The sequence below is a fragment of the Methanobacterium paludis genome, from assembly GCF_000214725.1.
Taxonomy (GTDB): domain Archaea; phylum Methanobacteriota; class Methanobacteria; order Methanobacteriales; family Methanobacteriaceae; genus Methanobacterium_C; species Methanobacterium_C paludis.
The window spans coordinates 94383-108946 of sequence record NC_015574.1 but is presented as its reverse complement, the minus strand read 5'-3'; the positions used below and the strand labels follow the sequence as shown (position 1 = coordinate 108946).

Here is a 14564-nt window from a genome sequence, read left to right as displayed (position 1 = left end):
ACTTTATATATTAGTTCGTACACATGCATACTATCCATTTGATCTGAAATTATTTTTATGAGGTGAGATTATGAAAGCTGAAGATTACAGTCAAAAATGTCCAGAATGTGGTTGCATCGATAAAAACATCGACATAGTGAAAGTTCCTCAAAAAACCGAGGGAATTCCAGAAGATGTTCTGGAAAGTGCTTTAAAATCTGGAAAACTTACAATCATTCGCTGCAGCGGCTGTAAACACACATTTGAGTATTCCAAGGATAGAAAAATGGAAGTAGAATTTAAAAAGATAACCATTTAAATTTATCCTTAATTTCCTTTTTTTATACATTTAAACTATTAAACAACATAAAATCTAATTTTCCAGGTAAAAAAAGAAAGTAAAATTAGTGATTATTTAATAAACATCCTCCTTCATGATCTCCCTGATCACTGCGGTTGCATAGCACCCTTTTGGAATGGAAAATTCCACCATAACACCTTCATCGGTACATTCTGCTTTAACATCCCATATTTTAAATCTTATAGCTCTTCGAAGTCCGTGGCTTCCAAGTCTAGGGGTTTTAGGACATTCAAAGTCTTCAAGCTTAATGCCTTCCTCGTCAAGCACCTTCTGTTCCATCTTCCCAACTTCAGCACCTGCAAGGGGCACCTTTGTTCCGTAAAGTGGGGCTGTCTGATGGGCCTGGAAGTTCCTTATTTTCTCATTTATGTCCTCTTCTTCAAATTCATGTATCAAATGCTCTTCGTTGTCGATGACTATGTCACCTTCAACGTATCTGTCAATACCCATCTTCGTTCTTTCACTTACCGCCTTATTGAATAGGTATGATTGATACGCGTGGACAAACATTCGTTTTAAAGGTTTTGGAAGGCTTTCAAGTGAGATTTTATATGCTTCCTCATCCAGTTTGCCCCTTTTCCTCTGCTGTTTCATGAGCTCCCTAAGCATCATCTTCTCGTAGCGCATTCCCGATGGCATGCTCTGGTAGGCCTCTTCAAATTCTCCTATATCATAGAGTGCCCTTGCCTCTTTTATATGGTCCTTCTCTTTCTCGTAGGGGTTTCCAATATAAGAATCTACTGCTCCTTTTATATCGTTGTGCACCAGTGCTTCTCCAACTTTATGAGTATTTGGGCGGTTTTTTCCAAATCGTTGCCATCCATAATAATTTGGGACACCATTTTGTACCAACTGGTCCAGTATCCTCCCTGCAGTCTCTGCATCCTGCTTCGGATCCTCCGAGTCCCTGATCAAAATCCTGAACTTATTGCCTACAAGCTGTCCTATCCTCAGTTTCTTCTCATTTTTCATTATTTTAAGTACTTTGACGTTATAAAGCTTTTCTTCAAGGTCTGGAAGTTCCTCGGGTTCTATGTTACTTACACAGAGCCACTGCCTTGTTACAGCTGCCTTGTCCTTCATACCTGCAAAGCCCGTTCTCTTACGGTTGATGTGCATCTCCTTTGCAATGTCCAATACCACATCAAGGGTGTTTCTACCGATCTTTTCTATGAATATCCATGTGTTGGGGCCTGTACCACTAGGCAGGTTTTCAGGTATTTCTTCCACGTAGAAATCCTCGTATTTAGTCCTTATCTTCCCACTTAAACCTTTATCTTCCGTTACATATGTTTCAGCGTTCAGCATGAGTTTTCTCCAGTTATGAATTTTTAGGTTAATCTTATTTATCTTATAAAAATTAAAGAGTAATTTGATTATTTTTTAAATTTGAATAGAAGTTGGTTTATACTTCAATTTCTCAAAAAGTTTTTAGTTAGTTTTATTTAGTATTATCAAATTAAAAATCTTAGTTGATCAAACATAAGATCTGATCTTATAAAAAAAGATCTAATCAACGTTAATAGCTGATTTAACTTTTCTACTTGATCACTGCATCATTTAAATTCAACGACGATCCACCAAACGTTTAGGTCTTCCCTTGATCTTATAAAATTCAAGACCCTCTGGTTCAGTAAAATTAAAGATGATGTTGAAGGTACCATCGGCATGTGCCTGACGTATATTTGGCCTATACTTTAGGAAGGTTTTGAGGAAGTTGTCCTGGATCATGTCCCTATCACATGTGGCAGGGTCCCTGCATTCCATGCTGACCCTCATGGTGACCTCATCTTTATCTCCGTAAAGAAACGCCTCGTACTCTCCAGTTAAATAATCCATGTTTTCGCGCTGAAACACTCCCTGCTCAATATCAACCCGATTAAATGGTGAACCCGCCACCCATATAGTTTCTGCCTCACGTTGAGGGTTCATAACACGCATGTGGGTTCTTCCACAGTCACATTTCTCCCGGGTCACAACCACGGTTGTGTCGTCTGTGTCGTAGTTTAAAAGCAGTGTTCCAGTTTTTCCACCGGGAGGTAGAAGTGTTGTTAAAACTATTCTACCACACTCACCATCATCAACGAAGTTTTCAAGCTGAGGATTGTAGACGTCAAGGTGTACAAGGTCTTCAGGCACGTGGAGCCCTGCTTTCTGGTTGCATTCCCCGCACATGGTTCCTTCGGTGCTTCCGTAGGTGTTGTAAACTGGCACATCCCAAACCTCCTCAAGATATGAGCGTGATTCATCTGAAAAGCTTTCACCACCTGCTACAAGCTGTTTTATGCTTGATTTTTGTGGGTTCAGACCTTCAGATTCCATCCGTCGGGCAAGGCGTAGGAGCTTGAACACACTTGCAACGATACCCGTGGGCTGGTAATTTTTCATTATCCGGACTGGAAATGTGCATTTTCCCTCAGGAATTATGGTCATTCCGATTTTCTGAGCTGCGAGGGTCATGGTGTTGGCACCCACGTTCATGCCGTAGGATGCGCAGACAACCACCCTGTCACCATGTCCAAAGTTTTGAGATACGAATGCACGGGCGTACTTTTCAGCATAACGGTTCCAGTCATCCCAGGTCAGGAAGAATGATTTTGGAGTTCCACTGGTTCCACTGGTTTCATGGATAGTGAACACATCGTTCCAGTCTATACATTTGAATTCAAACTCATCTGTCTCAGGCGGCTGCCTCCCACGAACAGTTTCACCGGATATAATAGGCAGTTCCCTGAGATCTTCATGACTTCGAACATCAGAAGGTTTTATGCCCTTTTTATCGAACCATTTCCTGTAGAAAGGTGAATTTTCATAGGCATATTTAACTGTGTAACGTATACGCTCGTCCACAAGGGAGTCAAGCTGATCCCGCCCCATAGTTTCCATTTCTTTCCTAAAATACGATTCCATGGTATCATCACCTTGTATACAACCATTTAGCAAATTTTAATAAATTTTAATAAATTTTCTAAACAACCCTCACCATAATTTTTGTAATTCATTTAATAAAATTTATATGATTGTTATAATTTGCTTAAGAATAACAAGTAAAACCTGAAAAAATGAATAGAAAAAGTGTAAAAAGCTGAACAAAAAAAATAATAAAAAAAATAATAAATTTTTAATCCTGAACTGGATATGATCCTGGATTTACGTCTATTCCCATCTCTGATGCTATTTTCAAAATGATTTTCATGTCCTTAAGATTTTGGAGTACGAAGTCTGCACCAGTTGCCTCAAGTTCATCCACTGTGAAGTCTCCTGTTGCCACTCCAACAGTTCTAACACCATTTTTCTGGCCTGCAAGTATGTCACGTGGAGTGTCTCCAATCACAAACACATTTTCTTTGTTGAATGTTCCGTAGATATTTCCAGCTCTCTCAACTGCATGACGAACCAACAGACTTCTATCGGCTGATTCGTTACCAAATCCCCCAAATCCAAAATAATCCTTAACTCTTATTTTTTCCAGTTTGAGCCATGCTATTTGTTCGATATTTCCTGTTACAAGTCCTCTTGGTATTCCAAATTGTTTCAAGTTTTCGAGAACGTCTTTAACTCCATCCAAGCAGATTATATTTTCTTTTATGACATTTTTTCGAAAGTAGGTAACCATATCATTCATACATTCATCAATTCCTCCATCTATGGTTTCCTGTTTCAGGCCCTCCTGGGACAATGTGGCGTACAAGATTTGAAGGTCTGTCATGCCCTGCAGATTTGGTACATGTCCAGGGTTTTCTACCCCATAAACATTTTTAACTGCCTGCTTCATGGCCAGGTAGTGGAAATGGGATCCTACAAGCAGTGTTTTGTCAATGTCAAATAATGCTAGATGTTTCATTTCATCAACTCTTTTAATCTATTTTAACTTTTTGATAGAAGATCCTGGGATGCTTCCTCAGCCAGGGAAATAACACTGGCCTCATCAATGGTTTGAAGCTCCCTGTTTTTCATAAGCATCTCACCGTTACAGATAACCGTGTCAACATCGGCGCCGTTTGCAGAGTAAACCAAGTGGGAAACTGGATTTCTGAATGGGGTTAAACTTGGTGTTTTCATATCAACAAGGACAATATCTGCCTTTTTTCCAACCTCGATAGTTCCTATTCCATTTTCAAGGCCCAGTGCAGCTGCACCATTAATTGTTGCCATTTCAAAAACTTCATGAGCGTTTAAAACTGTTGGATCAAGTGTATGCACCTTCTGAAGTAGTGCAGCGGTCTTCATCTCCTCAAAAAGGTCAAGGCTATTGTTGGATGCTGCTCCATCCGTACCAAGAGACACACAGATACCTTTTTCAAGAAGTTTAGATACTGGAGAAATTCCCGATGCCAGTTTCATGTTGCTTGATGGGTTGTGGGACAGTTTAACCCCTCTCTCTTTGATTATTTCCATCTCATTATCTGAAAGCCAGACTGCGTGGGCTGCAAGTACATCCTCACCTAAAAGTCCGATTTCATCCAAGTATTCAAATGGCCTCTTTCTGTGGGCTTCCAAAACATCTTCAACCTCCTTTTGGGTTTCGCTAGCATGGATGTGTATTTTGAGGCCGTATTTATCTGCTTCCTTCCTCACTCCTTCAAGAAGTTCCTCTGAACATGTGTAAGGTGAGTGAGGTCCAAATGAAACCTTTATTCTACCATCTGCAGTGTCGTGACATTTTTCAATTATCCTTTTAGTTTCCTTAAACTCTGCCTTTCTTTTATCCTCATCTCCAAGGTCTATCATTCCATGTGATAACATTCCACGAATTCCTGCCTCATCTGCAGCCTTTGCAACGCTGTCCATGAAAAAGTACATGTCGTTGAAACATGTTGTACCAGACTTTATCATCTCTGCACAGGCCAGAAGTGCACCTGCATAACAGTGCTCGCCGTTAAGGTTGGCTTCTACAGGCCAAATATGGTCGTTGAGCCATGTGTCAAGGGGCAGATCATCTGCCAGTCCCCTCATAAGGGACATTGACAGATGCGTATGGGTGTTCACAAGTCCGGGGATTAAAACCTTTTTTTCAGCATTTATTACATCATCAACATTGTTTGCAACGATCTTATCGTTTATTTCAACGATCTTATCGTTTTCTATTAATAATGAACCTTTTTTAATTCTATCAGCAACAATTACAGCGTTTTCTATAAGAATGTTTTTTGTTTCCATTGAACCATCCCATAATATTATTAGAACTATTTAGATCATTAGACTTCTTTATATTTTTTTAGGAAATGAAAGAACATAAATATCTACCAGTCCAACCGTATTATGTTATTGAATTTTGAAGACATTATAATTGAATACACTACAAATTCGTGAATAAATTCATTAGTCCACTGAATAAATTCATGAATCCAATGGATAAAATAAGATATTCAGGCCATACAAAAATCATATCCAAAATTTAACATTTTTACGTTTCAGGAGGATTTAAATGCAGATAAGAATAGCCCTACCGTCCAAAGGAAGGATAAGCGACCCTGCAGTCCAGCTTCTGGGAAAAGCAGGAATTGGTGTAAAGGATACTGCCAACAGAAAGCTCTTTTCAGAGACCTACGATAATGAGATAAGCGTGATGTTTACAAGAGCTGCAGACATCCCAGAATTTGTTGCAGACGGCGCTGCAGACCTAGGAGTGACAGGCTTCGACTTAATAGAAGAAAACAACGCCGATGTGGAGATACTGGAAGACCTCAATTTCGGAAGGACCAAACTGGTTTTAGCAGTCCCTGAAACATCCCCCATAAACGGTATAAATGACATAACAGACGGTGCAGTGGTTGCAACTGAATTCCCTCATTTGACAGATAAATACCTTAAAAGTAAGGGCATAACTGCCAAAATAGTTGAGCTCAGTGGTTCAACAGAGATCGCACCGTTTATTGGTGTTGCAGATATCATATCCGACCTCACAAGCACAGGAACCACCCTTAAAATGAACCACCTCAAGATCATCGAAACCGTCCTTGAAAGTTCTATAAAACTCATCGCCAACAAAAAAAGCTTTAAAAAGAACAATGAAAAAATTGAAGCCATAAGAACTGGTATTAAAGGAGTTATTGACGCTGAAGGCAAGAAACTGGTTATGATGAACGTTGCAGAGGAATTCCTAGATGAGGTGCAGAAGGCCATGCCTGGACTCACCGGCCCAACAGTATCACAAGTGCTGTCTAAAAAAGGCATTATGGCTGTTCACGCTGTTGTGGATGAAAGAGATGTTTTCAACCTTGTAAACCAGCTGAAAAAGATAGGTGCAAGGGACATACTTGTAGTGCCAATAGAACGTATCATTTAAGAGTTTAAAGGCCCAAATATACGATAAAAGCCATCATATAATAAAAAAGTGCTAGTAGTGATTGAATGAAACTTCTACGGTTTAAAATTAACAGCAAAGAAAAAACAGGAATTTTAAATGGTAATGAAATAACAGAAATCAATCCTTCAATGATTGAAGCCATGAACACCCCAGACATCAATCGGCTTGAAGAAATTGGAAGCTTCAAGTTGGAAGACGTTGAAGTACTGCCCCCAGTATCACCATCCAAAGTGGTGTGCGTGGGATTGAACTACAGCGACCATGCAAAGGAACTGGATATGAATCTTCCAACCGAACCTACCCTATTTATAAAACCATCAACCGCTGTCATCGGACATGAAACTAACGTTATTTATCCTGCGGATTCAACACAGGTTGATTACGAAGGAGAACTAGGGATCGTTATTTCTAAAGAAGCCCATCATGTCAAAAAAGATGATGCAATATATTTTATCGGCGGATACACCATCCTGAACGATGTAACGGCACGGGATAAGCAGAGAAAAGATATTCAATGGACCAGAGCCAAAAGTTTCGACACATTTGCACCAATAGGGCCATGCATCGAGACAGAGCTTGATCCAACCAACCAGAACATATCTTTAAAACTCAACGGTGAAATAAGGCAGAATTCAAACACAAAACAGATGATATTCAATGCCTACGAACTTGTAGAGTTTATATCAAACGTTATGACCCTCAAACCAGGGGATGTTATTGCAACAGGCACACCTCCCGGTGTGGGTTCAATGCATGTTGGAGACGTGGTTGAAGTTTTAATTGAAGGTGTTGGAGTGCTCAGAAATACTGTTAAAGCTCAAAAATAGTTAAATCCATCAATAATTAACTCCATAATTCTCTAATTTTGAGTTAAACATATTCTTATTTTAAAATTTATTTGATTTACTTTAAATTATTTTAAATTAAATCCTATTCTTCTTAAAATCTTTTTTTAAAAATAAAAAGTTAAGCTCAAAGAGGATAAAAAATATCAAATTCATTTCAAATTCCTTAAAATTTTTCATTTCAAGAATAATCAAAACCTTTCTAAAAAACAATCAAAATAAAAAATATTAAAAAAAGATACTAAAGTGGATTAAAAGAATATTAAAGAATGAATGTATTAAAACATCACTCCTTAACATCATCCACTTATTATTCTATATATATAGCCGGCTTGTATGGCGATGCATTTCCTGATTTTCCTTCAGGGTCGTAGGTTGGTTCATCATAGACAATGACCTCTGCATCTACTTCCGCTGAAAGGTAGTCCAGTGAGTCTTTGATTATGGAATACTCATCGATCTGACCCACGTAGTTTATCCTGGTCATCTCACGGGCTATTTTCTTTGCAAAACCTGCAATCTCTTTCTTGTTGTCATAGACATTCTGTTTTACAGCTTGACCCATAATCCTGCCTATATCTGGCTTTCCAACTTCCTTGGCAATGTCGAAAACCCTCCATTTCCAGTCAGGTGCCACATAAATATGTACCTTGTTCGGTTTCACATCTATGATATTTTTGATCTCGTTTATGTCGCTTGCAAGTCCCTGAACTATTTCTTCAGCCTTTTGAACCTTATCATTTATCAAATCAGGGTTGTACTGCGGCCAAGAAGCTTCTGATGCAAATCCTTTGCCCCCATGGGTTTTCCAGAGTTCTTCTGCTGCGTGTGGAACGAAAGGTGCCATTAACCGTATCCATATTCCCAATAGGTGGACTAATACTTCCCCTATTTCCCTTCTGGATTCCTCATCATCCAATTCGTGTTCAATACGATGGAAGTAGTGGTCCATATCCTTTTTAAGCAGGAATAATGATTCCTGGAGTGCTTTTCTTGTTTGGAACCCTTCAAGGGCTGTGGTCGCATCCCGTATCCTCATGTTGAGCTGGCTTAGTATCCATGCGTTTATTGATTTTTTAACCTCCGGTGCGGATTCATGACCATCAAGCTCAATTTTAGAACCGCATATTTCTTCAACACGGTCCGCAAATTCCATAAACCAATTCAAACGTTTGCTGATTCCCCTTACCTCTTTCTCTCTCCAGTCAAAGTCCTGCCATGGCTCTGCAGATGACATTAAGAACAGGCGGACAACATCGGATCCGTAGGTTTCTATGGCATCTTCAAGCATCACAATGTTTCCCTTGGATGATGACATCTTATTTCCCTCAAGGAGACCCATTCCAAAGACAACAATTCCACGGGGCCATTTATCCTCTGGGAATATTGCTGCATGGTGGAACATGTGGAAAGACAGGTGGTTTCCAACGAGATCCTTTGCAGATAGGCGCCAGTTTAGTGGGTACCAGTAGTTGAACTCATCTTTTATATCTTTGAAGAGTTCAGCGTCAATTCCATCAAATGAACCTGATTTTCCTAAAAACACTTCATCAAAGAACTGATCGTTTAAAGCTTCGGGATCGATGTCTTTCATGTACTTGGCGATTGTGTAGTAGGCCATATAAATGGTTGAATCGCTTAATGGTTCTATTATCCATTTTTTGTTCCATGGAAGGTCTGTTCCCAGTCCAATTCTCCTGGAACAGGCCCAATCCTGAAGCCAGTCTATGTAGTACTGGAAGTTGGCTCTTACTTCCTCTGGAACTATGTTCATTCCCTCAAGACATTTGTAGGTTTTTTCTGTCCAGTCCTCATCTGAGTACTTTAAAAACCATTGATCATCAAGGATTTTAACGACACATTTAGTTCCGCATCTACATATAACGGGTCTTTCTGAAAATTCATGCATTACGTCCCCTTTTTTCTCTGTGCGAAGTAGGTCTATGATCTTATCACGGGCGTCAGATACTGATAATCCTTCGTACTCCCCTGTTTTCTGGGACATTATTCCCTTTGCATGTTCCAGTTTGTATATCTCGTTTGTTGCCTCTTTGAGGTTTGGATGGTTTTGGTTTTCAACATCGAACTTTTGGATCATCTCTTCAGCCGGGATCTCTCCAAATCCTTTGAGGTTTATCATGCCAACAGGCCGGATACTCTTAACTTCATCGGTTATACCGTACTTTTTAAGGGTTTCAGCATCCTTTTTAAGGTCCATGAGTGCTATATAATCTGCTGGTGCGTGTCCTGGTACAGAGTAAACAACTCCTGTTGCATATTCCGGGTCAACAAATGATGCAGGAAGTATTATGTGTTCATCACCGGTTAATGGGTTTTTCACATATTTTCCAATCATTGCAGGTGCATCAACATCAGATACTATTGATGTATCCTTTTTCTGGTTGAGAATGTTGTCGTAGGCATTTCTACTTATTATCCAGTTCTCATCGTCGACCTTTATTTTGATGTACTCTGATTCAGGGTTCAACCATAGATTTGTGGCACCGAAAAGAGTTTCAGGACGGAATGTGGCCGCTACAAGATAATCGCCGTCCATTTCAAATTTCACAAGGGTCAGTTCATTTATTCCAACACCTTCACCTTCAAGAAGGTCATGGTCTCCCACAGGGTTCCCGCATTCTGGACAGTACTTCACAGGATGTTCTCCTATCCTTACCAGCCCTTTATCTTTAAGTTTTCTAAACTGCCACTCTACAAACTTCTGGTAGTGAGGGTCTATGGTATTAAACTCACGTCTCCAGTCGATTGAGTAACCCATACGTGTCATCACGTCGTGATACTCTTCGCTGAAATACTTGACTATATATTCAGGCTCTACAAACTTTTGAAGCTCATCTTCAGGGACTTTGTGCACGTTTTTGTAGATGTCAAGTGTCCATGGGTCCTGTCTTTTGATCCTCTTCGCGATTCCTAAAACTGGTGCCCCTGTAACGTGCCATGCCATTGGGAACAACACGTTGTAGCCCTGCATTCTTTTAAATCTAGCATATACATCAGGTACCGTGTATGTTCTTCCGTGTCCCACGTGCATTGCACCGCTTGGGTATGGAAATGCCACAGTTATGAATATTTTCTCTTTATCGTTTGGATCTGATTCGAATAAATTTGCTTCCTGCCATTTCTTCTGCCATTTCTCTTCAACTTTAATATCTGTCAACTGATCACCGCCAGAATCAACTAAAACATGATTTGGTTAACTTGAATAATCTTAAATGTTTAATAATTCATTATAAAAACTGTATTAATAACTCGTTATAGCTCACTATAAAAGTTATAAATTAATTATAAAGTAGTTATTTTGTAAAACTTAAATATTTTTTAACTTATTTTTTAGGCTATTTCATTTTCCATCCACTCTAAATAATCTTCAGAACCCTTTTCTATTTTGATCTGGAGTATGCAAGGAGTTTCATAGCTGTGAATTTCTTCAACCATTTTCATAACCTTATCCACTTGGTATGACATGGTCTTTGCAATTAAAATGGACTCTGAGTCTTCTTCAATCTTACCATTCTGGAGGTACATGGAATCTATTTTGGGTACTATATTCACACATGCCACTAATTTTTCTTTTAAAAGGGTTTTAGCTATTCCCTTTGATTCTTCAATTCCAGACGTTGTTATGTAAATTAACGAATGCATTTTCATCCCCCGTCTTTAATTCCCAATCTTACCCATCTTTATTCCGAATCTTATCCCTCTCTAATTCCATATTTCATCTTATTTCCACAAGGGGTGCAGGTTTGAGTTTATGTTCGGCTGATTTTATCATCTTTTTTATCCTTAAAACTTCATCAAGTGGAATTTCCAGTTCTTCTGCAACAACATGGTCTTCCAATTTTTTGTCGACCATGAGATGGAGTAGTTTATCTAAAAGTTCGTACTTGATTCCAAGCTCATCTTCGTCTGTCTGTCCAGCCCATAAACCCGCTGTAGGGGCTTTTTCTATGATGCTCTTTGGAACGTTCAGGTAGGATGCCAGCTGCCTTACATCAGTTTTGTATAAAGCACCTATAGGCAGTATATCCACTCCACCATCCCCATATTTGGTGAAATAGCCTACAAGCAATTCTGTCCTATTTCCTGTTCCCACAACAAGTCTTTTCATTGCATTTGCGTGGTAGTACAGTATCATCATACGTATTCTTGCTTTTAAATTCGCATTTGCAAGTTTAGTATCATATTCTCCATTTGATTGAGCTAAAAGTTCTTTAAATGGTTCTATAAACTCGTCCACGTGCACTACTTTGTGTTTTATTCCAAGTTCCTCCGCAACGGTTAGAGCATCTTGAACATCCTCATCTGATGTTGTTTCACTGGGCAGTACGAGGCCCATGATTTTATCTTTTCCAATGGCTTTTGCACAAAGATATGCTGTTGTTGTGGAGTCCAATCCTCCGCTTAAACCTACAACCAATCCTTGTGTTCTGGATTCGTTCAATTTATCCTTTATGAAGTTAGATATTTTTTCTGCTGCTTTTTCTTCATTTATGTGGGGGATGGTTTTAGGTTCTTTGTGCATTTTGATCACGGATTTCAATTTTTAAGTTTTAAGTTCATTCTACAATCTTCAGCCCATATCCAAAATTATATCCAAAATTATGGGTTTTAAGATCTTATTTGGAGTTTATATAATTGGGATGTAAAAACAGTTTTAAATATATACCTTTTGGATAATATTGATTTGTACAAATTCATGGGATAAAAAGAAATAAAAAAATTATAGTTAAGGACTTAACTTATTAAACTTGTTGAACTAATAAGTTCAATTAACATGTTCTTTAGTCTGATTAACTTGTTTTTTTCAGTTTTATTCAAAGAGATAGTGTAAAACTTTTGGTACTTAACTATAATTAATTGCCGATCGTAACCGGTTGGAAGTAGCGTTTTTGAAACCAAATATTTTAAAACCTAATTTGGCCCAAATAGTAATAATATACACTGTATTTATATGTTAAAAATGAGGATAATGTATATTCACATATTACGTTTCACTTGTACGCCTCTTTGTTTTACTAAATCTTCTTATTTTTTTAGATTTTTCAGATTAATATGATTGATGCAGTTATAGTTTACCTTTAAAATCCCATTCAAGTTTACTTTGCAATTCATTCTCATTCAAATGATTCTCCAAACAAAAACTTAGGATCCCATTTATGAAGACAACCTAAAGCAAAAAGGAGTGTGTACATTAAGAAAATTCCGATTGAAAAATAGTATACAAAACCCGAAGCATACATTGGCAAGAGAAGATAAGTATACACTATCATCAGTCCTGAAAATATCATTACACTAATTGACGTCGTGAAAAATATTTTAACGGAATATTTGTTATTCGTTAAAAAAAATAAGATTAAAATAAAAATTCCTACAGAACCCCAGATCAAATAAGATGGATCTCCTGTGCTTGGAAAATAAAAAGATCGGGATATAAAAAATGTAGCTGACAAAATACCTACAATTTGCATTTTAGTATTGTTTCTATTCATAAATTAACCTCAGTTTATTTTATTTGACATATCCATTGGTTTATCATGATCAAATAGCACCATCAGTCAAATGATCAATTTGAGAATCATAATCCTCATCAATCCACGTTGGTTAGATATGGGCCTTCAAAGCCCACTGCACCCCATAGACCAAGATCACCGAGAATTGCTCCACAAATCCCGTCTGTATAATAAATCGCTAAAAAGTACCCGAAAACACCAGCGATTTGTAAAGTTACATCCGCAGCTTTATACAAGTTGAAGTATTCCTGATTAAATGTTATTATTTATTTTATTTATGTGGGTTGGTAGGATTGCTGAGTTTTGTGGTATTGCTATGAAAGAGCCTATGATCTGTACGGTTTGACACCTGAAGAAAGGGGAATTTTTGAGGAAAGTTTAAACAAAAGATAAAATAAAGGGAGGTCACCTAAATAAAAGATTTTAAGTTGTTTCAACTTTTTTACTAAAATATTTCCTTTGGAACAGTAACGCCACGTTCACCAGACTTATAAGCACAGGAACCTCTATAAGTGGCCCCACAACAGCTGCAAATGCAACTCCTGATCCTATTCCGAAAACTGCAACTGCAACTGCAATGGCAAGTTCGAAGTTGTTGCTTGCTGCTGTGAATGATATGGTTGTGGTTTTTGAATAATCTGCACCTATCTTGTACCCCAAGTAAAATGTTATGAAAAACATAATTACAAAGTAAAAGAGGAGAGGAATTGCAACACGCACTACATCGAGTGGAATTTCTATTATGAAGCTTCCCTTTAAGCTAAACATTACTACAATCGTAAATAGCAATGCTACTAAGGTAATTGGACTGATTTTAGGGATGAATTTATTCTGATACCATTCTTTGCCTTTCCTTTTAACCAGAACAAATCTTGTTAGCATGCCTGCTAAAAAGGGAATTCCCAGGTATATAAAGACGGTTTGTGCTATTTGTGTTATACTAACATTTATTGTACTTCCTTCCAAACCAAGCATGGGCGGTAGCACAGTTATGAAGATATAAGCATAAACACTATAAAAAAGCACTTGAAATACACTGTTAAATGCTACTAATCCTGCTGCATATTCGTTATCACCTTTTGCAAGCTGATTCCAAACCAGCACCATAGCAATACACGGAGCAATTCCAATTAAGATTAAACCAGTCATATATTCAGGATATCCTCTTAAAAAAATAATTGCCAGTGCGAACATGACTATGGGCGCTATTACCCAGTTTTGAAACATAGCAAGAGCCAATATATTCTTGTTTCTAAATACGTCGGGTAATTCTTCATATTTCACCTTAGCAAGGGGAGGATACATCATCAAAATTAAACCAATTGCTATGGGAATACTGGTTGTTCCAACCTGGAATTTACCGATAAACGATTCAACTCCCGGAACTAAATAAGCCAAAGACACCCCCAAAACCATTGCAAGAAATATCCACAATGTTAAAAATCTATCAAGAAAGCCCAGTCTTGTAACATCACAAGTCTGACTACTAACTTCATTATTGGCATTATCACTGTCTTTATCCATGTAAATCTCATCCC

11 protein-coding genes are annotated in these 14564 nt (G+C 38.1%); 3 read left to right on the top strand and 8 right to left on the bottom strand.

Features of this window, described 5'->3' with window-relative positions; all coding sequences use genetic code 11:
- Positions 1-70: 70 nt before the first annotated feature.
- On the top strand, positions 71-298 hold the full coding sequence (locus MSWAN_RS00445) for a hypothetical protein (RefSeq protein WP_013824638.1): 228 nt from the start codon (positions 71-73) through the stop codon (positions 296-298).
- Positions 299-394: 96 nt separating this feature from the next.
- On the opposite strand, the gene truD is transcribed toward MSWAN_RS00445, so the two are convergent.
- The 4 genes from truD to MSWAN_RS00425 all read right to left on the bottom strand — a co-directional run bounded on the left by truD (position 395) and on the right by MSWAN_RS00425 (position 5500).
- Positions 395-1648 carry a tRNA pseudouridine(13) synthase TruD gene (gene truD, locus MSWAN_RS00440; protein ID WP_013824637.1) on the bottom strand — a complete coding sequence of 418 codons (1254 nt, stop codon included), beginning with the start codon at positions 1646-1648 and terminating at the stop codon, positions 395-397.
- Between the two features lie 258 nt (positions 1649-1906).
- A complete protein-coding gene (gene ftsA / locus MSWAN_RS00435; RefSeq protein WP_013824636.1) occupies positions 1907-3250 on the bottom strand; it encodes a coenzyme F390 synthetase in 1344 nt (447 codons plus the stop codon).
- 211 nt (positions 3251-3461) lie between these two features.
- On the bottom strand, positions 3462-4184 hold the full coding sequence (locus MSWAN_RS00430) for an HAD family hydrolase (RefSeq protein WP_013824635.1): 723 nt from the start codon (positions 4182-4184) through the stop codon (positions 3462-3464).
- Between the two features lie 23 nt (positions 4185-4207).
- A complete protein-coding gene (locus tag MSWAN_RS00425) occupies positions 4208-5500 on the bottom strand; it encodes an amidohydrolase family protein (protein WP_013824634.1) in 1293 nt (430 codons plus the stop codon).
- Between the two features lie 268 nt (positions 5501-5768).
- Here MSWAN_RS00425 and hisG point away from each other — a divergent pair, with 268 nt between their 5' ends.
- Together hisG and MSWAN_RS00415 are read left to right on the top strand one after the other, a co-directional pair.
- Positions 5769-6629, top strand: coding sequence for an ATP phosphoribosyltransferase (gene hisG / locus MSWAN_RS00420; protein WP_013824633.1), 861 nt, complete (start codon positions 5769-5771; stop codon positions 6627-6629).
- Between the two features lie 65 nt (positions 6630-6694).
- A complete protein-coding gene (locus MSWAN_RS00415; RefSeq protein ID WP_013824632.1) occupies positions 6695-7477 on the top strand; it encodes a fumarylacetoacetate hydrolase family protein in 783 nt (260 codons plus the stop codon).
- 328 nt (positions 7478-7805) lie between these two features.
- Here MSWAN_RS00415 and leuS read toward each other — a convergent pair whose 3' ends face one another.
- The 4 genes from leuS to arsB all read right to left on the bottom strand — a co-directional run bounded on the left by leuS (position 7806) and on the right by arsB (position 14550).
- Complete coding sequence (leuS, locus tag MSWAN_RS00410; protein ID WP_013824631.1) at positions 7806-10673, bottom strand: leucine--tRNA ligase; 2868 nt, start codon at positions 10671-10673, stop codon at positions 7806-7808.
- A gap of 173 nt (positions 10674-10846) precedes the next feature.
- Positions 10847-11158 carry a divalent-cation tolerance protein CutA gene (gene cutA, locus MSWAN_RS00405; protein ID WP_013824630.1) on the bottom strand — a complete coding sequence of 104 codons (312 nt, stop codon included), beginning with the start codon at positions 11156-11158 and terminating at the stop codon, positions 10847-10849.
- Positions 11159-11231: 73 nt separating this feature from the next.
- Complete coding sequence (locus tag MSWAN_RS00400) at positions 11232-12038, bottom strand: NAD+ synthase (protein WP_013824629.1); 807 nt, start codon at positions 12036-12038, stop codon at positions 11232-11234.
- A gap of 1411 nt (positions 12039-13449) precedes the next feature.
- Positions 13450-14550: an ACR3 family arsenite efflux transporter gene (gene arsB / locus MSWAN_RS00390; protein WP_013824626.1), complete on the bottom strand. Its 1101-nt coding sequence runs from the start codon at positions 14548-14550 to the stop codon at positions 13450-13452.
- Positions 14551-14564: the final 14 nt, after the last annotated feature.